General features: G+C 60.5%; 21 protein-coding genes. 13 read left to right on the forward strand and 8 right to left on the reverse strand.

The features are described 5' to 3' along the window. Positions 1-127: 127 nt before the first annotated feature. The 3 genes from NMB96_RS23210 (at position 128) to NMB96_RS23220 (ending at position 2,386) form a co-directional block, all read left to right on the forward strand. On the forward strand, positions 128-1,516 hold the full coding sequence (locus NMB96_RS23210) for a sigma-54-dependent transcriptional regulator (protein WP_043889390.1): 1,389 nt from the start codon (positions 128-130) through the stop codon (positions 1,514-1,516). Between the two features lie 73 nt (positions 1,517-1,589). Then, entirely contained in the window at positions 1,590-1,772 is a 183-nt protein-coding gene (locus tag NMB96_RS23215; RefSeq protein WP_074066024.1) for a YhfG family protein, read from the forward strand. Beyond that, complete coding sequence (locus NMB96_RS23220) at positions 1,769-2,386, forward strand: Fic/DOC family protein (RefSeq protein WP_255085842.1); 618 nt, start codon at positions 1,769-1,771, stop codon at positions 2,384-2,386. Before NMB96_RS23215 ends, NMB96_RS23220 begins: the two co-directional genes overlap by 4 nt. Before the next feature lie 8 nt (positions 2,387-2,394). Here the strand turns inward: NMB96_RS23220 and pilB are convergent, their stop codons facing one another. After that, a complete protein-coding gene (pilB, locus tag NMB96_RS23225) occupies positions 2,395-4,131 on the reverse strand; it encodes a type IV-A pilus assembly ATPase PilB (RefSeq protein ID WP_023904907.1) in 1,737 nt (578 codons plus the stop codon). A 252-nt stretch (positions 4,132-4,383) separates the two neighbouring features. Beyond that, a complete protein-coding gene (locus tag NMB96_RS23230) occupies positions 4,384-4,809 on the reverse strand; it encodes a pilin (protein ID WP_023904908.1) in 426 nt (141 codons plus the stop codon). A gap of 352 nt (positions 4,810-5,161) precedes the next feature. On the opposite strand from NMB96_RS23230, the gene NMB96_RS23235 reads away from it, so the two are divergent. The 5 genes from NMB96_RS23235 to NMB96_RS23255 all read left to right on the forward strand — a co-directional run bounded on the left by NMB96_RS23235 (position 5,162) and on the right by NMB96_RS23255 (position 10,015). Continuing rightward, positions 5,162-6,421 (forward strand): type II secretion system F family protein, encoded by a 1,260-nt coding sequence (locus NMB96_RS23235; protein WP_023904909.1) that lies wholly within the window; start codon positions 5,162-5,164, stop codon positions 6,419-6,421. A gap of 6 nt (positions 6,422-6,427) precedes the next feature. Then, a complete protein-coding gene (locus NMB96_RS23240) occupies positions 6,428-7,291 on the forward strand; it encodes a prepilin peptidase (protein ID WP_002812278.1) in 864 nt (287 codons plus the stop codon). 13 nt (positions 7,292-7,304) lie between these two features. Continuing rightward, positions 7,305-7,928, forward strand: coding sequence for a dephospho-CoA kinase (coaE, locus tag NMB96_RS23245; protein WP_023904910.1), 624 nt, complete (start codon positions 7,305-7,307; stop codon positions 7,926-7,928). Between the two features lie 202 nt (positions 7,929-8,130). Beyond that, positions 8,131-9,111 (forward strand): IS5 family transposase, encoded by a 981-nt coding sequence (locus NMB96_RS23250; RefSeq protein WP_183086603.1) that lies wholly within the window; start codon positions 8,131-8,133, stop codon positions 9,109-9,111. 511 nt (positions 9,112-9,622) lie between these two features. Then, a complete protein-coding gene (locus NMB96_RS23255; protein ID WP_023904911.1) occupies positions 9,623-10,015 on the forward strand; it encodes a SymE family type I addiction module toxin in 393 nt (130 codons plus the stop codon). Positions 10,016-10,120: 105 nt separating this feature from the next. Here NMB96_RS23255 and NMB96_RS23260 read toward each other — a convergent pair whose 3' ends face one another. From NMB96_RS23260 to NMB96_RS23275, 4 genes are all read right to left on the reverse strand, one after another. Next, entirely contained in the window at positions 10,121-11,455 is a 1,335-nt protein-coding gene (locus tag NMB96_RS23260) for a sensor histidine kinase (RefSeq protein ID WP_023904912.1), read from the reverse strand. After that, positions 11,448-12,125 (reverse strand): response regulator transcription factor, encoded by a 678-nt coding sequence (locus NMB96_RS23265; protein WP_006448355.1) that lies wholly within the window; start codon positions 12,123-12,125, stop codon positions 11,448-11,450. The genes NMB96_RS23260 and NMB96_RS23265 overlap by 8 nt, the downstream gene beginning before the upstream one ends. Before the next feature lie 344 nt (positions 12,126-12,469). Continuing rightward, entirely contained in the window at positions 12,470-13,345 is an 876-nt protein-coding gene (rimK, locus tag NMB96_RS23270; protein WP_485130460.1) for a 30S ribosomal protein S6--L-glutamate ligase, read from the reverse strand. A gap of 386 nt (positions 13,346-13,731) precedes the next feature. After that, complete coding sequence (locus tag NMB96_RS23275) at positions 13,732-14,712, reverse strand: IS5 family transposase (RefSeq protein ID WP_183086593.1); 981 nt, start codon at positions 14,710-14,712, stop codon at positions 13,732-13,734. Positions 14,713-15,045: 333 nt separating this feature from the next. Between NMB96_RS23275 and glgX the strand changes: the two genes are divergently transcribed. Beyond that, complete coding sequence (gene glgX, locus NMB96_RS23280; protein WP_255085846.1) at positions 15,046-17,178, forward strand: glycogen debranching protein GlgX; 2,133 nt, start codon at positions 15,046-15,048, stop codon at positions 17,176-17,178. 217 nt (positions 17,179-17,395) lie between these two features. Continuing rightward, the gene (locus NMB96_RS23285; RefSeq protein ID WP_255085848.1) at positions 17,396-17,548 is read left to right on the forward strand and encodes a hypothetical protein; all 153 of its coding nucleotides are present in this window, start codon (positions 17,396-17,398) and stop codon (positions 17,546-17,548) included. Here the strand turns inward: NMB96_RS23285 and NMB96_RS23290 are convergent. Then, a complete protein-coding gene (locus NMB96_RS23290; protein ID WP_205393972.1) occupies positions 17,536-17,928 on the reverse strand; it encodes an H-NS histone family protein in 393 nt (130 codons plus the stop codon). The two genes, NMB96_RS23285 and NMB96_RS23290, sit on opposite strands and share 13 nt — an antisense overlap. A gap of 88 nt (positions 17,929-18,016) precedes the next feature. Beyond that, entirely contained in the window at positions 18,017-18,412 is a 396-nt protein-coding gene (locus NMB96_RS23295; protein ID WP_255085851.1) for a hypothetical protein, read from the reverse strand. A 255-nt stretch (positions 18,413-18,667) separates the two neighbouring features. On the opposite strand from NMB96_RS23295, the gene NMB96_RS23300 reads away from it, so the two are divergent. The 3 genes from NMB96_RS23300 (at position 18,668) to NMB96_RS23460 (ending at position 20,873) form a co-directional block, all read left to right on the forward strand. Continuing rightward, on the forward strand, positions 18,668-19,855 hold the full coding sequence (locus NMB96_RS23300; RefSeq protein WP_255085852.1) for a PI-PLC domain-containing protein: 1,188 nt from the start codon (positions 18,668-18,670) through the stop codon (positions 19,853-19,855). Positions 19,856-20,018: 163 nt separating this feature from the next. Then, a complete protein-coding gene (locus tag NMB96_RS23305; protein WP_023904919.1) occupies positions 20,019-20,288 on the forward strand; it encodes a hypothetical protein in 270 nt (89 codons plus the stop codon). Positions 20,289-20,306: 18 nt separating this feature from the next. After that, positions 20,307-20,873 carry a hypothetical protein gene (locus NMB96_RS23460; protein WP_192824372.1) on the forward strand — a complete coding sequence of 189 codons (567 nt, stop codon included), beginning with the start codon at positions 20,307-20,309 and terminating at the stop codon, positions 20,871-20,873. Positions 20,874-20,892: the final 19 nt, after the last annotated feature.

Below are 20,892 nucleotides of genomic sequence, written 5' to 3' on the forward strand. Positions count from 1 at the left end.
TGTCTGAAACTCGGATCCAAGGTGACAGCGCGACGCATTGATGGACGTACGTGTGTGGTGGCTCTACGTGGGCCCAAACCCCGACGACAATTGTCGTCCGTCATCGCGCTGGGCTATCGTGCGCACCATGAGCGAACCCAAAAGTGCCCTGGTTGTCGATGACGAGCGTGATATCCGCGAGTTGCTTGTTCTCACCCTGGGCCGGATGGGCCTGCGCATCAGCACCGCCGCCAACCTGGCCGAAGCGCGCGAGCTGCTGGCCAACAACCCCTACGACCTGTGCCTGACCGACATGCGCCTGCCCGATGGCAACGGCATCGAACTGGTCACCGAAATCTCCAAGCAGTATCCGCAGACCCCGGTGGCGATGATTACCGCGTTCGGCAGCATGGACCTGGCGGTGGAAGCCTTGAAGGCCGGCGCGTTCGACTTCGTCAGCAAGCCGGTGGACATCAGCGTGCTGCGCGGCCTGGTCAAGCACGCGCTGGAATTGAACAACCGCGACCGCCCCGCCCCGCCACCGCCGGAACAGGCCAGCCGCCTACTCGGCGACTCCAGCGCGATGGAAAGCCTGCGCGCCACCATCGGCAAGGTCGCGCGCAGCCAGGCGCCGGTTTACATCGTCGGCGAATCGGGCGTGGGCAAGGAGCTGGTCGCACGCACCATCCACGAACAAGGCGCACGCGCAGCCGGCCCGTTCGTGCCGGTGAACTGCGGCGCCATTCCCGCCGAATTGATGGAGAGCGAATTCTTCGGCCACAAGAAAGGCAGCTTCACCGGCGCGCATGCCGACAAGCCTGGCCTGTTCCAGGCCGCGCATGGCGGCACGCTGTTTCTGGACGAAGTGGCCGAATTGCCGCTGCAGATGCAGGTCAAACTACTGCGCGCCATCCAGGAGAAATCGGTGCGCCCGGTCGGCGCCTCTACCGAATCGCTGGTGGACGTGCGCATTCTCTCGGCCACCCACAAGGACCTCGGTGACCTGGTCTCCGACGGCCGTTTCCGCCACGACTTGTACTACCGCATCAACGTGATCGAACTGCGCGTCCCGCCCCTGCGCGAACGCAGCGGCGACCTGCCGCAACTGGCCGCCGCCATTATCGCGCGCCTGGCACGCAGCCACGGCCGCCCGATTCCGCTGCTGACCCAATCCGCACTCGACGCGCTGGACACATACGGTTTTCCCGGCAACGTACGCGAACTGGAAAACATCCTCGAACGCGCCCTGGCCCTGGCCGAAGACGACCAGATCAGCGCCAGCGATCTGCGCCTGCCCGCCCACGGCGGCCACCGCCTCGCCGCCAGCCCCGGCAGCGCCGCCATCGAACCGCGCGAAGCCGTGGTCGACATCGACCCCGCCTCGGCCGCCCTGCCCTCTTACATCGAGCAACTCGAGCGCGCCGCGATCCAGAAAGCGCTGGAAGAAAACCGCTGGAACAAGACCAGAACCGCCGCGCAGCTAGGCATCACGTTTCGGGCGCTGCGCTACAAGCTCAAGAAGTTGGGGATGGAGTGAGGGTGGTTTACACCAAATCTCACCCTCGCCCATCCGGGTATAATTGCGATAGCCACGTGTCCGGGAAGTCGACATGAAGAAGCCTAGACTAGAGACCGTTGTCGAGCATTATCGCGCCACTCGCAGGGACAACTTTGCCGCCAGCCAACGCCTGGAAGGCATCAAAACCCCTGACACGGCCGCAAACAATCAGAACCCCTTACCCAGCAAAGATGCATTGCGCAAGAAGTACTTGGCCCTTTCCCGCCCAGGATGAAAGGCAAGTATGCGGTCGTCGCTGACCCCGCCTGTTATCCCGACACAGGCGTTCTCCGCAATAAACTGAACATCGTCGACCCGGATATGTTGGAGGCAGCCGAAGCCGCCTTCGCAGCAACCGCAGTGCAATCCATCGAAATAGGCGCACCGCCATTCGATCTTGCTTATCTTTGCAGCCTACATCGGCAACTGTTCGATGAAGTCTACGATTGGGCAGGCATGCTCAGAACCGTGGATATCGCCAAGGGCGCCACGCGATTTTGCATCAGCAGTCGCATAGAAGCCGAAGCGAATCGCGTTCTGAGCCAGCTGGACGCTACCGATCCGACCACCCTGCCTCGCTCCGCGCAGATACAGTTGGTCGCAGAGCTCTATGGCGAACTGAACATGATTCACCCCTTCCGTGAGGGAAACGGTCGGACTCAGCGCCTATTCTTTGAGCATTGGTTGCTGCTCAATGGACTGGCGGTCTCGTGGAAGCATGTGAGCGCAGGCACCTGGGTTGCAGCCTGCATCGCTGCAGTGTCATGCGATTACGCACCGCTGGAAAAAGTGTTCGATAGTTGCATCACGCAGATCGAAGAACCGTCAGTCGATCAGGATTACGACTGACGCTCCACTCAGTCCTTGGTCACCCGATTGATCTCAGCCAAGCTCGTCACCCCATGTGCCGCCTTCACCAGCGCCGACTGCCGTAAATCGCGGATGCCGATTCTCTGCGCCGCCTCGGCGATCTGCATCGCGTTACCGCCTTCCAGCACGATCGCGCCGATCTCGTCGGTCATCGGCATCACCTGGTAGATACCGGTACGGCCCTTATAACCTTCGGTGCACTCGTCGCAGCCGACCGCCTCGTACAGTTCGATTCCGGCAGCGATCTGCTCAGCGGTGAACCCTTCGGCCAACAGCGCGTGCTCCGGCAGCGGTGCCTTGCGCTTGCAGTTATTGCACAACCGCCGCGCCAGACGCTGCGCAATAACCAAGGTCACCGACGAAGTGATGTTGTACGGCGCAATGCCCATGTTCATCAGACGCGCGATGGTCTGCGGCGCATCGTTGGTATGCAGCGTCGACAACACCATGTGACCGGTCTGTGCCGCCTTGATCGCAATCTCGGCCGTCTCCAGGTCGCGGATTTCGCCGACCATGATGATGTCCGGATCCTGGCGCAGGAACGAGCGCAGCGCCGCAGCAAACGTCATGCCGCGCTTGACGTTTTGCTGCACCTGATTGACGCCCGGCAAGCGGATTTCGACCGGATCCTCGGCCGTGGAGATGTTGCGCGTCTCGTCGTTCAAGATGCCCAGCGCCGTATACAACGACACCGTCTTGCCCGAACCGGTCGGCCCGGTCACCAGCACCATGCCGTACGGCTTGTGGATCGCATCCAGGAACAACTTCTGCTGATCCGCCTCGTAGCCCAGCTTCTCGATTCCCAACTTGGCCGCACTGGCGTCCAGAATACGCAGCACCACCTTCTCGCCAAACAAGGTCGGCAAGGTGCTGACACGGAAGTCGATCTGCTTGGTCTTGGACAGGTTGAGCTTGATACGCCCATCCTGCGGCACCCGCTTCTCGGCGATGTCCAGCTGCGACATCACCTTCAGGCGCGCCGCAATGCGCTGGCTCAGCTTTACCGGCGCCTTGGCTACGTTCTTCAGCAAGCCGTCGATCCGCAAGCGCACCCGGTAGTCGTCTTCATACGGCTCGAAATGGATGTCGGAGGCTCCCCGCCGGATCGCATCCACCAGCACCTTGTTGACGAACTTCACCACCGGCGTGTCATCGCCCTTGGCATCGACCCCGGAATCCCCGCCGGCGCCCATGTCCTCGTCCCCGGCCGAGACGTCCAGGTCCCCCATCTCTTCGTCATCGTCACCCATTGACGAGCCAAACGAAGCGCTATTCGCCTGCCATTGCTCCAATGTGCGACGAATCTGATCTTCATCGACCAAAATCGGCTCGACAACCAGATTGGTGTGGAACTTGATGTCGTCCAGCGCACGCGTCTGGGTCGGGTTGCTCACCCCCACGAACAACCGATTGCCGCGCTTGAACAACGGCAGCACCTGGTATTTCTGAAGCAACTCCTCACTGACCAGCTTGATCGCATTCTGGCTAGCATCGAAAGACGACATATCCAACAACGGCATGCCAAATTCAACGGCATTTGCTGCGGCAAGCTGCGCACTGCTAACCAGCTTCTTCTCAGCAAACCATTGAGGCAACGGGATTTTGGCGAGAGTTGCCTGCTCCATGGCGGACCGAGCAACCGTCTCTTCTAAAGCCCCATCCTGCACCAAGCGACGAGCAATACCGGTTATGCCAACAAGGTTGACTGAGCTAAAAGCATTCATCACTCACGCCTCTCTAAATTCACTCACAACAGTATTAATACTTTTTCGAATCATTTCTAATCAGAAAATCCCCGGAAGAACCTCAAATACGGATGCTTCGAATAATCACTAACGAATCAAATACCGGCAGAAAATAGATGGAATTTCAGCTCAAATAGCAATAAAAAATCATTACAACCCATACAAGCAAGGGGAGAGCCGCAAGACTCTCCCCTTATCTCAACTAGGCAACAATGTCACAGAGCCGAATTGTTAGGTACCGCGACAGGTAGCAGGACGATACTTCACATCGATGGTACCAGCACACACCCAGGAGACCTGACCGTTGGCTGCCTTAGTACCAGTTAGTGTAATTGTTCCAGTAGGAGTACTGCCACCCAAATCCTTGGCGGTTGCAGTGATGACACCCGTGGCGCCACCCACATAGGCGACACTCGCCACATACTTGGATGCCTGTGTCTCGACAGTAAAGGTGGCGGGCATATTAGTAGCACTGGTATCGGCAGCAGCAGCTTCCGAAACTGCCGTGCGTGCCGAAGACGCGGCCAGCATCACTTCCGAAACGCGCGCCTTGACCAGGTAATCCTGATAAGCCGGCAGTGCGATGGCAGCCAGAATTGCGATGATCGCAACCACAATCATCAATTCGATCAGGGTAAAACCTTGTTGCTTCTTCATGAGTACATCCCCTAGAGGTTTATGGAATTGCCGAAATCTCCGGCCTGGGCACTCCGCGCGTCCAGCCAGGGCGTGTTGTGCGAATTGATACATGCAGGTTGTATGCCAACCATCGATGACCAGCTCGTTTCGTTCCCCGGAACAGATGATGCCAGGCATTTCCGCAGATGGAAGCACACTTTTTTGCAACTGCGACGGAGCAGACCATGTGACGCGGCAGGTCACATTTCGACCACTAAGCGCGCGCCCATAGGTCAATGAGCGTCCAGCAAATCACAGGATGTCCTCATCAGCCAAACACGCTAACATCAACGCAAAGTCCGGCCTGGGGATGGCTGGAGGGGAGCTCAACATGTCAGTCGCGCGTAGCGCCATCAAGAAGCAACCGGTCGACCGGAACACCAGCCTGCTGCAGACCTTCGTTTGGGAAGGAGCTGACAAGCGTGGCGTGAAGATGAAGGGAGAGCAGACAGCCCGCAACGCCAATATGTTGCGAGCAGAGCTGCGCCGTCAGGGCATCGTGCCCAGCATGGTGAAGCAAAAGCCGAAGCCCCTGTTCGGAGCGGCGGGCAAGAAAATTACCGCCAAAGACATTGCGTTCTTCAGCCGTCAGATGGCGACGATGATGAAGTCAGGCGTGCCCATCGTCAGTTCTCTGGAGATCATCGGCGAGGGACACAAGAACCCACGCATGAAGAAGATGGTCGGCCAGGTCAGGACTGACATTGAGGGGGGATCCTCGCTCTACGAGTCCATCAGCAAACATCCCGTCCAGTTTGACGAGCTCTACCGCAATCTTGTCCGCGCGGGCGAAGGTGCCGGCGTACTGGAGACTGTCCTAGATACGGTCGCAACGTACAAAGAGAACATTGAAGCCCTCAAGGGCAAGATCAAAAAGGCAATGTTCTACCCTGCCATGGTGGTTGCCGTGGCAATCGTTGTAAGTGCGATTTTGCTTATCTTCGTGGTACCTCAGTTCGAAGAGGTATTCAAGAATTTCGGCGCTGAACTACCGGCATTCACTCAGCTGCTCGTCAATGCCTCGCGCTTTATGGTCAGCTATTGGTGGTTGATGCTGATGGTGACAGTTGGATCTATCGTTGGCTTCATCTTTGCCTACAAACGTTCTCCACGGATGCAGCATGCACTTGACCGGTTGATCCTCAAGGTCCCCGTGATTGGGCAGATCATGCACAACAGCGCAATTGCACGTTTTGCACGCACTACTGCCGTAACGTTCAAGGCAGGCGTACCTCTCGTCGAGGCACTTGGGATCGTTGCAGGTGCCACCGGCAACAAGGTCTACGAAGAGGCCGTACTGCGGATGCGCGACGACGTATCGGTCGGCTATCCGGTGAACATGGCGATGAAACAAGTGAATCTGTTTCCGCACATGGTGGTGCAGATGACCGCAATTGGCGAAGAAGCAGGCGCTTTGGACACGATGTTGTTCAAGGTAGCTGACTACTTCGAGGAGGAAGTCAACAACGCCGTGGACGCGCTCAGCAGCCTGCTTGAACCACTGATCATGGTGTTCATTGGTACCATCGTCGGCGGCATGGTCATCGGCATGTATCTTCCGATCTTCAAACTCGGCGCTGTGGTGGGTTAAAACGTAATGGCATTTCTCGACCAGCATCCCGGTCTCGGCTTTCCCGCCGCGGCCGGACTGGGACTGCTGATCGGCAGCTTCCTGAACGTGGTGATCCTGCGCTTGCCCAAGCGCATGGAGTGGCAGTGGCGGCGCGATGCGCGCGAGATCCTGGAGCTGCCGGACATCTACGAGCCGCCGCCGCCGGGGATCGTGGTGGAGCCCTCGCATGATCCGGTCACCGGCGACAAGCTCAAGTGGTGGGAGAACATTCCGCTCTTCAGCTGGCTGATGTTGCGAGGCAAGTCGCGCTACAGCGGCAAGCCGATCTCGCTCCAGTATCCGCTGGTGGAGTTGCTGACTTCCATCCTGTGCGTGGCCAGCGTTTGGCGCTTCGGCTTCGGCTGGCAGGGCTTTGGCGCGATCGTGCTGAGCTGCTTTCTGGTGGCGATGTCGGGCATCGACCTGCGCCACAAGCTGCTGCCGGACCAGCTGACCTTGCCGCTGATGTGGTTGGGCCTGGTCGGCTCGATGGACAACCTCTACATGCCGGCCAAGCCCGCCCTGCTGGGCGCGGCGGTGGGCTATGTCTCGCTATGGACAGTGTGGTGGCTGTTCAAGCAGCTCACCGGCAAGGAAGGCATGGGCCACGGGGACTTCAAGCTGCTGGCCGCGCTCGGTGCCTGGTGCGGGCTGAAAGGTATCCTGCCGATCATCCTGATCTCCTCGCTGGTCGGCGCCATCCTCGGCTCGATCTGGCTGGTGGCCAAAGGCCGCGACCGCGCTACCCCGATCCCGTTCGGCCCCTACTTGGCCATTGCCGGCTGGGTGGTGTTCTTCTGGGGCAACGATCTGGTGGACGGCTACCTGCACTTCGCAGGCCTGCGTTGACGGTGGCACGACGATGAGCGACTTCATCGTCGGCCTCACTGGCGGCATCGCGTCCGGCAAGAGCGCCCTGGCCGCTGAGTTTGAGAAGCTGGGCGTGCCGGTGATTGATGCCGATGTGGTTGCGCGGCAGGTGGTGGCGCCTGGTCTCATCCTCGACACCATTGCGGAACGCTTTGGTCCAGGCATCTTGTTGCCGGATGGCACGCTGGATCGGCAAGCCTTACGCAAAATCGTCTTCGCGGACCCAGCCGAGCGGAAAGCGCTCGAAGCGATCACCCATCCTGCCATTCGCACCGAGTTGCAGCGCGCGGCGAAAGCGGCCAATCACCCCTACGCTATCGTGGCGATCCCCTTGCTCGCCGAAGCAGGAGCCCGGGCGACCTATCCCTGGCTCGACCGCATCCTGGTCGTCGATGTACCGGTTGCGCTTCAACACGCCCGCCTGATGCAACGCGACGGCAGTACGTCAGCCCTTGCCGATCAGATGATTGCAGCACAAAGCTCTCGCGCACAACGGCTGGCCATTGCCGATGATGTAGCACGCAATGAAGGCAATACGGACCAGTTGGCGCAACACGCGCAACGGCTGGATGCGACTTACAGAGCGGCGCTTCAAACCCATCGAATCGAGAACTAACGTTTGATACTCCCGTATGCGATATGCGCCACGGCCGAACGGCCACCATCACATCGGTAAAAAATGGTTTGGATGCAATGCATGGAATCCACTATTCCTGCACAGCAGGCCTGCCAGTACATGTGGCATGCGCCACTAAGGAACCTCTGAACAACGCACCACAGATACGCGACACTACCCGCCTGATGTTGAGGAGTGATCCATGCAACTGACGTTCGGTGACGCTGAGGGCCTGGGCAAGCGCAAGCAGACCCGGCGCGAGATCTTTCTGGCCGAGATGGAGCAGGTGGTTCCGTGGCAGCAACTGCTCGGTCTGATCGCGCCGCACTATCCGGTATCGGGCCGGCCAGGTCGGCAGCCGTACGCACTGGCGACGATGTTGCGGATTCATCTGCTGCAGCAGTGGTATGCGCTGAGCGATCCGGCGATGGAAGAAGCACTGCACGAGATCCCGACCTTGCGGCGGTTTGCCCAGCTCGGTGGCTTGGACAACGTTCCGGACGAGACCACGATTCTCAACTTTCGGCGCCTGCTGGAGACCCATGGCCTTGCCGCGCGGATGCTGGAAGCGGTCAACGCGCATCTGGCGCGCAAGGGCCAGAGCCTGCGGTCGGGCACGATCGTCGATGCGACGCTGATCGCGGCGCCCAGTTCGACCAAGAATGCCGACAACGCGCGCGACCCTGAGATGCATCAGACCAAGAAGGGCAATCAGTGGTATTTCGGGATGAAGGCGCACATCGGCGTGGATGAATTTTCCGGGTTGGTGCACCACGTCCATTGCACAGCCGCCAACGTCGCCGATGTCACGGTGATGCACACGTTGCTGCATGGCAAAGAAGACAGCGTGTTCGGCGATAGCGGCTACACCGGTGCGGACAAACGCGAAGAACTGCAGGCCTGCAAGGCTGCATTCTTCATCGCCGCCAGGCCCTCGACGATGCAAGCCCTCGGCAACAAACGCGAGCGTGCTCGGGAAAGACGTTGGGAACACTTCAAGGCCAGCGTGCGCGCGAAGGTGGAGCATCCATTCCGGGTGATCAAGCGCCAGTTCGGCTACACCAAGGTCCGCTATCGCGGCCTGGCCAAGAACACCGCGCAGGTGCTGACCTTGTTTGCGCTATCGAACCTGTGGATGAAGCGAAAGCAGTTACTGCCGACGATGGGGAGCGTGCGCCTGTAACCCGGGCAACACCCTGCAAACGCGCCGGAAACGGCAAAAAAATCGAGGATCTGAGCGCCGTCAGCCTGGTCGATGTGGTTAGGCTCATCCTCCGATGCCGTTGATCAGACCATCCCTAACAGCGTGATGCATTCGAATGCCGAATCAGGAAAGTCACCTTTCGCCTGATTTACTTCTCTGCAATTGACATCGCAAGCAACCAGTAGCAACCTCTGCCTCAAGGAGCGTAGAAACTCCTCTCATAGCGGTACCCACCTCCGTCAAACTGGTGGGTTTTTTGTGCCTGTTCGCAGGCGCAAGCCGACGCGATGCCTGCGTCGGGAGGGCGGCTAATACAACACTCCTCCGGGAGGAATACGCCCGCCGGCTATGAGCGGTTTCTAACCTCCCGACATCCCGTCGCCAGCCGGCGACGGTGCCTGTTCTTCGAAGGAGGCGTTGTCATGGCAAGTGTATCGATAGTGCAGATGGGTGGGCGGCGTCGCCCCATGGGGCTGGCGGAGGTGAGGCGATGAGCCGGGCGCGGTCTCCAACCTCAAAGCGGTCCAAGCCGGATGCCAAACGCACCGCTACCGCCAAGCCGCCTGAGCGCGCGATCGATGCACAGCCCGTGCGGTTGGTGCCCTCGCCCACGTTCGATGTGGACAACCTCGACTTCGACCATCGCCCCAAGCGCCGCGTGGACGATCTGCCGCCGCGCCCGCCGCGTAAGGCGCGCACGCCCACGCGCTGTACGGTGGGTTATGCGTTCTACGAGGCCGAACCCGGCCGGCCGCACAGCCAGCGGATTCCCAGCGTGCGCTTGCGTGGGCTGTGGCTGGAGCAGTTGGGGTTTGCGGTTGGCTGTAAGCTGCACATCACTGCGCGCGAGGGCGAGTTGGTGGTGACGGTGGTAGAGCGCTGAGCTGTGTTTTGGGTGCGGCAGTGCCTGGATGCTCTGCCGTGGGGAGGGCCTTATGTGTCAAGCCCTCGCGCACGAGTGCGCTCCTACAAAAGCGCGGGTGGTTGGTTAGCGATGGAAGGCCAGTGTTGCGATGACGCCGCGCTCCTGGCCAGGGCGCACGCTGACGCGCCAGCCGTACAAGTCGCACAGCCGGCTGACGATCGACAGGCCGATGCCGCCGCCTTGCGAGTGGCCGGCGTGGGTGCCGCGGTAGCCGCGTTGGAACAGTTTGGCGGCATCCTCTTCGCTCAGGCCGGGGCCGGAGTCGATCACCTCTACTGCATCGCTTAGCACGCGCACACGCACCTGGCCGTCCTGGGTGTACTTGACCGCGTTGCCGATCAGGTTGCCTAGCGCCACCGACAAGGCGGATTCGGGCGCATCGATGACCAGGTCGCGTTCGCCTTCCAGCAGCAGTTCCAGCGGTTTGCCGCCGAGTTGGGCGCGGTGCGCGTCGATCAGTTGTTCGGCCACCTTGGCGACATTGCTGCTGCCCTGCCCGCGTTCGTTGCGCGAGAGCAGCAGCAGCGAGCCGATCAGGTCGCTGCACTGCAGTTCGGCGCGCTGGATGCGCTGCAGGCGTTGCAACATCTTTTCGTCGAGATTGGGTTTGCTGAGCAGCAGTTCGGTGGCGCCGCGAATCACCGCCAGCGGAGTACGCAGTTCGTGGCTGACGTCGGCGTTGAATTCGCGGTCGCGCTGCACTACTTCGGTGAGGCGGGCCGAGTAATCGTCCAGGGCTTCTGCAAGCTGACCCACTTCGTCATCGGGGAAATGCGCGGCCAGCGGCTTGGGCTCGCTGGTGCCGCCTCGGTAGGCACGCAGCCGCGCGGCCAGATCGGACACCGGGCGCATCACCTTGGACGCAGACCACCAGCCGATCACCAACGAAAACCCGCTGAAAACAAGCACCGAGAGCATCAGCGTGCGCTTGAGCTGGATCTCGCCCTTGAGGGTCTGGGTCATGTCGTAGGCGAGGAAGAACCACTCGCTCGGCGTCTTGCGTACGGCCAGTTTGTACGAATACGCGTTGCCGCCCTCGTCCACCCCGGAGATGGTGTGGATGCCGTCGGGCAGCTGGTACCACTCGGGCTGCTCCAGGCGCAGCGCTTCGAATTTGTCGCTTTTGACCACCCGCCCACGCATCTGCTGTACCGGCAGATCGGGGTTACGCAACGGGTCGGAATAGAACCGCTGCGCGAAGGCATCGATATTGCGGTTCATCACGTCTTCGACCAACTGGTTTTCCACGCGCGAACGCGCCCAGTTGGTGGCGAAGGCGAACAGTGTGGTCAGGCAAAAGCCCAACAGCACGAACGACAGGATGATGCGGCTGCGCAGGCGCCGCCGGTAGCGGCCACGCCTGCGGGCGGGCCGCGCGCCGTTATTGCTTTCAGGCATCGGGCGAGGCGATGCGGTAACCGATGCCGTGACGGGTCTGGATCATCGGCACGTCGAACGGCTTGTCAACCACCGCGCGCAGGCCATGGATATGCACACGCAGCGAATCCGAATCGGGCAGTTCTTCGCCCCAAACGCGGGTTTCCAGCTCCTGCCGCGTGACCACAGCCGGCGAAGCCTCCATAAGCGACTGCAGGATCTTCAGCGCAGTGGGGTTGAGCTGCAGCAGCTTGCCGCGGCGACGCACTTCCAGCGTGTCCAGGTTGTATTCCAGATCACCGGTTTCCAGCACGCGGGTGTGCACGCCCTTGCCACGGCGCGACAACGCGTTGAGCCGCACTTCCACTTCCTGCAGCGCGAACGGCTTGATCAGATAGTCGTCGGCGCCGGAATCGAAGCCGGCCAATTTGTTGTCCAGCGAATCGCGCGCGGTGAGCATCAGCACCGGCGTCTGCTTGCGCGCTTCGTTGCGCAGCTTGCGACACACCTCGATGCCATCCATGCCGGGCAGGTTGAGGTCGAGCACGATGGCGTCGAACTCGTGCACCACGGCCAGATGCAGGCCGGTGACGCCGTCAGCGGCGAAATCCACCGTGTGGCCGCGGTCTTCCAGATAGTCGCCAAGATTGGCGGCGATGTCGCTGTTGTCTTCAATTACTAGAATGCGCACTGGAACCTCATTGTTGGGTCGTGTACCCGGCTGCGTGTGGCAAGGTGCCGTTGCAGCCGCGCTGTCGTCTTGGTTGTTTCAGCAGTTGGCGCCATTCGGCCGCCGAACGTACTGCGTGATGCTCAGCGTTGCTGGTCGTTCCGTCGCTGATTGAGTAAGGAAATGTAGACGTGAACCCCAATCCCGGCAAGCCATCACAAAAAGGCCCAGGTGCCGCTAAGCACCCGGGCCAAAAATGCATCCCGATCACCGTCACTGCCGAGAGCGGAGCTACGGTCGGGAGAGGCTAGCGGGGCAAGGATTAGGGTTTCGTTATTTTTTTGATAAAAATGTTAAATCACCGATCAACGGGCCGTCTGCTCCAGGTGCTCGATGATTGCGGCGGCCACATCCACGCCACAGACGCCTTCCACGCCTTCCAGGCCAGGGGTGGAATTGACCTCCAGCACCAGCGGGCCGCGGTTGGAGCGGATCAGATCCACCCCGGCCACCGCCAAGCCCAGCGCGCGCGCCGAGCACACCGCCACCTCCTGCTCCTGCGGGGTGGCTTCGGCCACGGCGGCGGTGCCGCCCAGGTGCAGGTTGGAGCGGAAGTCGCCTTCGGCGGCCTGGCGACGCATGGAGGCGACCACCCGGTCGCCGACCACGAAGCAGCGCAGGTCGGCGCCCTCGGCCTCGCCGATGAATTCCTGCACGATGAAGTTGGCATACAGCCCACGCAAGGCTTCGACTACGCCGCGCGAGGCGCTGGCCTTCTCGGTAAGGATCACCCCGGCGCCCTGGGTGCCCTCGTTCAACTTCACCACATGCGGCGGCGGGCCGAGCATGGAGAGCAGGTCCTGGGTGTCGTCCGGGTTGTCGCCGAACACCGTCACCGGCATATCGATGCCCTGGGCGGCCAGCAGCTGATGCGCGCGCAACTTGTCGCGCGAGCGCAGGATGGCGTCGGAGGGATTGGGCGTGTAGCTGCCCATGAATTCGAGCTGGCGCAACACCGCAGTGGCATAGCGCGTGACCGAGGCGCCGATGCGCGGGATCACTGCGTCGAATCCGGTGATCGGCTTGCCCTTGTAGTGCAGGCTGAAACCATCGGCGGCGATACGCATGTAGCAGCGCAGCGGGTCGAGGATGCGCACCGTGTGCCCACGCTTGCGCCCGGCCTCGATGAGACGGCGGGTCGAATACAGTTTGCTGTTGCGGGAAAGGATGGCGATTTTCATCGCGGAGGGTGCGCGGCGCGGCCTGGACATGGTCGGAGTCTAGTGACGAAGTGACCCAAGTCCGTACGTCTGCCGGTCGATCGCGCGTGCGGGCTGTAACCCTGCCCTGCACGCTTCGATCCAACTGGTGTGCGACGGCCCCGAGGAGGGAAAGGCGAAAGCTGCTCGGCAACGCTATTGAAGCGACGCGGGTGTTGCGCAACCTCAGTGGCCTGGATGCTAGCAGGGCGGCCGCGCGGCGCTCAAGCAATGCGCACATGCGTTGCGCTAGGGATGGTCTGATCAACGGCATCGGAGGATGAGCCTAACCACATCGACCAGGCTGACGGCGCTCAGATCCTCGATTTTTTTGCCGTTTCCGGCGCGTTTGCAGGGTGTTGCCCGGGTTACAGGCGCACGTTCCCCATCGTCGGCAGTAACTGCTTTCGCTTCATCCACAGGTTCGATAGCGCAAACAAGGTCAGCACCTGCGCGGTGTTCTTGGCCAGGCCGCGATAGCGGACCTTGGTGTAGCCGAACTGGCGCTTGATCACCCGGAATGGATGCTCCACCTTCGCGCGCACACTGGCCTTGAAGTGTTCCCAACGTCTTTCCCGAGCACGCTCGCGTTTGTTGCCGAGGGCTTGCATCGTCGAGGGCCTGGCGGCGATGAAGAATGCAGCCTTGCAGGCCTGCAGTTCTTCGCGTTTGTCCGCACCGGTGTAGCCGCTATCGCCGAACACGCTGTCTTCTTTGCCATGCAGCAACGTGTGCATCACCGTGACATCGGCGACGTTGGCGGCTGTGCAATGGACGTGGTGCACCAACCCGGAAAATTCATCCACGCCGATGTGCGCCTTCATCCCGAAATACCACTGATTGCCCTTCTTGGTCTGATGCATCTCAGGGTCGCGCGCGTTGTCGGCATTCTTGGTCGAACTGGGCGCCGCGATCAGCGTCGCATCGACGATCGTGCCCGACCGCAGGCTCTGGCCCTTGCGCGCCAGATGCGCGTTGACCGCTTCCAGCATCCGCGCGGCAAGGCCATGGGTCTCCAGCAGGCGCCGAAAGTTGAGAATCGTGGTCTCGTCCGGAACGTTGTCCAAGCCACCGAGCTGGGCAAACCGCCGCAAGGTCGGGATCTCGTGCAGTGCTTCTTCCATCGCCGGATCGCTCAGCGCATACCACTGCTGCAGCAGATGAATCCGCAACATCGTCGCCAGTGCGTACGGCTGCCGACCTGGCCGGCCCGATACCGGATAGTGCGGCGCGATCAGACCGAGCAGTTGCTGCCACGGAACCACCTGCTCCATCTCGGCCAGAAAGATCTCGCGCCGGGTCTGCTTGCGCTTGCCCAGGCCCTCAGCGTCACCGAACGTCAGTTGCATGGATCACTCCTCAACATCAGGCGGGTAGTGTCGCGTATCTGTGGTGCGTTGTTCAGAGGTTCCCTAGATGCTGCGCGCATGCACCTTATCTGTGCCTATGTCTGTGCCGAATGCGCCAACCAGCACCGACGCCAGTGCTGCTCGACCCAGTCGGCACAGCGTTGCGTGGGCACGCCCACGTCCAGCCGCGCTGCGCAGTGAATAAGGCGAGCGCAGCGGCTGCCGCATGCTGCCCTCACGCCGCCCCGCTGTGGCCGTGACGCGTTTTGCACAGGCAAAACCGCAATGCTTGAGTCCCCTAATGCCGGCATGCCGGCGCACCCGAGACTCTCAATGCGACGTCCAGCAAGCGCGGCCTATGCCAACCCCTCCCGCATCCGCCAGGGGCGCCCGTTCCCGCGTGGCACGCTCTTCGATGGAACAGGCACCAATTTTGCGCTGTTTTCTGCGCATGCCACGCGCGTGGAGCTGTGTCTGTTCGACGAACAAGGCACCGAGACGCGGGTCGATCTGCCCGAATACACCAACGAGATCTGGCACGGCTATCTGCCCGACGTCAAACCGGGCCAGCGCTACGGCTACCGCGTGCATGGCCCGTACGCGCCGACCGAGGGGCATCGCTTCAACCACAACAAGTTGCTGATGGATCCCTATGCGCGCGAGCTGGATGGCGATCTGGTCTGGGCGGACGAACTCTACGGCTACACCGTGGGTCACCCGGATGGCGACCTGAGCTTCGACGAGCGCGACAGTGCGCCCTTCATGCCCAAGTGCGTGGTGGTCGAAGACACCTACGACTGGGAAGACGACGCACGCCTGCTCAGGCCGTGGAACGAAACGGTGATCTACGAAACCCACGTGCGCGGTTACACCATGCGCAACCCGCAGGTGCCGGAGGCGGTGCGCGGTACGTTTGCCGGACTAGCGCAGCCGCAGGTGCTGCAATACATCAAGGACCTTGGCGTCACTGCCGTCGAGTTGTTGCCGGTGCATGCGTATCTGGACGACCAGCATCTGCTGGACAAGGACCTGCGCAATTACTGGGGCTACAACACCATCGGCTTCTTCGCATTGAAATCGCGCTATCTGGCCAGCGGGCATCGCGATGAATTCCGCGACATGGTCAAGGCCATGCACAAGCAGGGTCTGGAAGTGATTCTGGACGTGGTCTACAACCACACCGCCGAAGGTAGCGAGCTGGGCCCGACGCTGTCGTTCAAGGGCATCGACAACGCCAGTTATTATCGCCTTGCCGAAGACAAGCGTTATTACATCAACGACACCGGCACCGGTAACACGCTGAATCTAAGCAATTCGCGAGTGATCCAGATGGTCAACGACTCGCTGCGCTATTGGGCCGGCGAGATGCATGTGGACGGATTCCGCTTCGACCTGGCCACCATCCTGGGGCGCGAGCCGAGCGGTTTCGATCAGCGTGGCGGCTTCCTGGATGCCTGCAACCAGGACCCGCTGCTCACGGAAGTGAAGTTGATTGCCGAGCCGTGGGATTGCGGCCCCGGTGGCTATCAGGTGGGTCATTTCCCGCCGGGTTGGTCGGAGTGGAACGACAAGTTCCGCGACAATGCGCGCGAGTTCTGGAAGGGCGAAGACGGCAAGCTCGCCGAGTTTGCCACCCGCTTTACCGGCTCGGCAGATCTGTTCGATCGGCGCGGTCGCCGTCCATGGGCGTCGGTCAACTTCATCACCGCGCATGATGGTTTCACCCTGCGCGATCTGGTGAGCTACAACGAAAAGCACAACATCGCCAACGGCGAGGACAATCGCGACGGTTCGTCCAACGATGGCTCGTGCAACTACGGCGAAGAAGGCGATACCGACAACGCGGAGATCCTGCAGATTCGCGAGCGGCAGATGAAAAACCTGCTCGCCACCTTGCTGCTCTCGCAAGGCACGCCGATGCTGCTGAGCGGCGACGAGCGCGCACAGTCGCAAGGCGGCAATAACAATACCTATTGCCAGGACAACGAGATCACCTGGCTGGATTGGGAAAACGACCCGACCGATGGCCGTTTGACCGAATTCGTCAAGGCGCTCACCGGTTTGCGCAAGCGCTACCCGATCCTGTCGCGCGGACGCTTTCTCAACGGCCAGTACAACGAAGAGGCCGGCCTGCGCGATCTGACCTGGCTCAATCCCGGCGGCACCGAGATGGACGACGCGCATTGGACCGATGCCGGTGCACGCTCGGTGGGTTTGCTGCTGGAAGGCAAGGCGCAGACCTCAGGCGTCAAGGAACTGGCTAACGACGACACCTTGCTGATCGTCATCAATGCCTACCACGAAGGGGTGACCTTCACCCTACCCTCGTCCGATGAACCGGTGCACTGGAAGCTGGTGCTCTCCACCGACGAAGCATTGGAAGTGGACATGATGCCGGCCGGCGCCAGCGAGTTCCTGGCTCCGCCACGCAGCGTGTCGGTCTTCGAGTGCAAGAGCGACCAGTAACGTTGTTCGAGAGGTGACACATGCTCGCTGTCTGCTGATATCTGGCAGACAGCGAGCTTTTTTGTGCGCTTTAAAAACCGGCTATATCAAAGATGTCTGGATCAAAATGGCTGACGGACGTTCAGAGCGGCCAACTAAACTATTGCTACGTTTTGTTAGCCATTCTCAGTCCCACTGATACGGTGACGGCAATCTGATCAAGGCACGCGAGAAATCGGTGATCCGCTCTCTTTGGACACTTTTAAACAAAGCAGCTAAAGATTGGCGCAGCAACTTTAATCAATCATTGCAACGACTGACAAAAGCTTTTATCGAACAAACAGACAAACCAAGCAGCGCTCAAGCTGGAACAGAGCTTCAACCTGGATAGAGCGGAAACCGCTTGTCCGGATGATTGGCTTTCCATTCCTTGTACGAGCTAGTGCCCTCCCAGGCCTTGAAGGCGCGCGGGGTGCGACCACGCCCGGACCAGGTCTCGCCGGAATGCGGAATCCAGTACTTGGCCACGACTTCGCCGGTGGACGATAGCGGGCCCTTGGACTTGCCGGTCATTGCGAGGGACGCGATCTGGCTCTTCTGTTTTGCGTTGAAGCGGCCACCAAACCGGGTCAGCACTTCGACAACCTGGTCGAAGGCTTCCAGCGTCTGGGCATATTTCAGCTGGGCTTCTTCCTGTTCGAGCTTACGCAGCTCTTCCAGCAATTGGGCTTTGGCGGCGGCGGAGGGTGAAGCAGGCGGAACCTGGCGCATTGGCAAAACTGAGGTTGGGCGGATCAACGAGTATTGCCGTTGCGCCGGCTAGCGTAAAGCGCTGTGGCCTACGCGAGTCTGGAAGCGGTCAGCGAGGGCGCAGCAGAGCATGCTCCCGGGCCATGCTCAGCACCGGCCCGATCCGCCCGGCGCGGATCAATTCGCTGCAGTGCTTGCCCACGAACTCGACCCTGGGCGCGGAAAACCACTGCATCACCCGCTCCAGCTCCCCGGCATTGATCGACCAGGCGTGGCGCACCGTCTCGCCCAGCTCCTCCACCCCCACCAGGCCCAGCTCTCGAATCTGTTCCGGGTCGAGCGCAAACATCTCCAGCACCCTGCCCGCATCGGCCGGCGTGCCGTAGCCGCTATTCATCTGCCTGGCGATGCCGGCGCTATAGGCGACCGATGCGGCGTGTGCGGACTCGGCGCGGCGCATGCCCTTGAGAAGTGCGCCGATGAGTTGAGGATGTGTCGTGGTCATGGTGCTCGCTCGATCATGGCCACAACTATGACCACCATCGGCGATGCGCTCAATCAGGAGGTTCCTGACCATGGGCAAGGAAATCACGAAGCGTGCTAGCGGAGTTTTTCAGGAAGTTACTTTCTGCAATCGATGTCATTTCGATGTATGCCTAAACAGGCGTCTTCTAGCGATCGATTACCAAAAGCCAGCTCCCGACATCGAGGCCGATTCATGCGTAGAGTCGACCGTCCCAGCGTCACGGTGGAGATTCCCATGTCCAGCCCGGCCACGGTCACAATCGACAACCGCTCCAGCTACACCATCGTCACCCACGTAACCCGGAATTACTGGGTGGAAGGCGACGGCGACTCCATCGATGGCAAAACCATCGAAGCAGACTCGAAACAGACCTATACCGTGAAGGCCAAGACCGCCCACCATGGTGAGTTGGACATCGACCTCATCGATAGCGCGACCTCCACTGTCATTGCGACGCTCAACATCAACAGCATCAAGGACCCGCAGGACGGCAGCGGCCTGGCCGGCACATCGAAAACGGCCACTCTGCAGATTGCGGCAGTGGGCCATCGCAGCTCGCCCGGCGACGAGGATCTGAGACGGATCGACGTCACCCTGGTGGATGTGAGCATCGGCCGGTTGCGTTACAACGAAGTCTCCATGAAGGCCTCGCACAACAGTTATCAGCGCGACGAAACCCTGCGCGAGCAGATCACCTGGAACCCGAAAAATCACTACGACTGCGGGTGTGGCGGGTTGGAACTGGATATCGCCCAATCCGACGATGGTCTGGATTGGTCGGTTGGCCACAAGGGTTCCTACGATAAGCACTACCGTCAGCTCTCCGGCTTTTTGAGCGACCTGGCGGTGTGGTCGAAAGAGAATGACGGCCACGACGTGATCACCTTGCACCTGGACCTCAAACACACTGCGACCAAAGACTTCCCTGATCAACTGGATGCGTATCTCAAGGACAGGCTGCCGCGCATCTATACACCTGGCGAACTGATGGGGTCACAAGAGACGCTGGCACTTGGCGCCGAAAGGAATGGCTGGCCCTTCATTGAAGACTTGAAGAACACTTTTCTTGTCTGCGTGACCGGCAACAAGCAGGACAAGCAGACCTATGCGGAAACCGCGCCGAAATCGCGGCTGTGCTTCGCCGACAAAGACACCGATGCCGACGAGAATCCCTCGGATCCTCACCGGGTCTTTTTCAACTTCCACATCTTCCACTCTGATCGCGATCAATGGATGAAGACATTCAAGGCCTGCGTCGGCAGACCCGAGGTCATCATCCGTGCGTATCTAGCCAATAGCGAAGACAACTGGAACGACTGTCTCGACAGCGGCTGTTGCGTGATCGCGACCAACAAGATCAGCGACCACGCCTGGGCACTGGTCGGCGCGCAGCGCTTCGCCAAGCGGGTGCCGTTGTTGTAGTGAAGGAATTCCCTTACAGCCCCGCTCGTGGTTCCTGACAGCGATGCGAGTTGTTTTCTGGCAGAATCGGCGGCCTGCAGGCTGATGGACCATCGGCGTCGGCCCGCAGGCATGGACGCCAAAAGCGCTAATTAACCAAGGTCAAGGAGGATCACGATTGGGAATGTCATCGATTCGGCACGTGGGCGACTATCAGCTCACCGCGCATGTCACGCCCGGCCAAGGGCAGTTTTCGGCTGAACTGCTGCTCAGCAAATCCGGCGGCATTACCTTGCAGCGATACCGTGTGCCGGGCGATGCGTTCGCCGACCGCATCGCCGCGCATGATCACGCCAGGCAGTGGATGGCGATGTGCGAGGTCTCCAGCGATGGGCGCGTGCGCTTCGATGCGCATTGCCTCGATCAGGGCCGACGTGCAGTAGCCGCCGCCTAAGCAGGCGGGAAGCACCGGGTGAGCCGCTCGTTCCAGAAGGCGAGTTGCTCCAACGTGTGCGACTCAATGGGTTTTTCCACTGTCGACGACGCTTTGCGTTGCGCCACTGTGGCAATCAGCGATGCCGCCAGGCGATCCCAGCACAGTCTGAGCAAGGCCGGTTCGGGATGCGAAGCAAGCATTGCTTCCAGCATCGCCCCTTGCGCGACTCTTGAGGCCTGCAATTCGCTCAGCGCATCGGTCACTGCCGTCATCCATTGCTCGGTCAACTGCTCCGTCATTTCCGCACGCGATCCCTTCTCAAGATGCACAGGCTATCCGCAATGCACGGGTTTTTACCGGCTGCGCGCAAGATTCGCCAAGACATTACTGAACCGTATGGCGGAGGTTTTGCGCGAACCTCTGAAGCGATGCTTTTCATCACCGAGCGCTGCCGACAGTGCATTGGCAAGATCGCTTTCCCTTGAAGTCGAGACGGCTTTCGACTCGATGAAAGATCTCAGCTGCGAACTTGCCGCCACCAAAACCGATGCCCGGCCTGACGGAGCGAATTACTCAGCTCGTCATCGAGTCAAGATTTTGTGAAATCTGCCGATAACAGATT

Source organism: Xanthomonas hortorum (genome assembly GCF_024339125.1).
Taxonomy (GTDB): Bacteria; Pseudomonadota; Gammaproteobacteria; order Xanthomonadales; family Xanthomonadaceae; genus Xanthomonas; species Xanthomonas hortorum.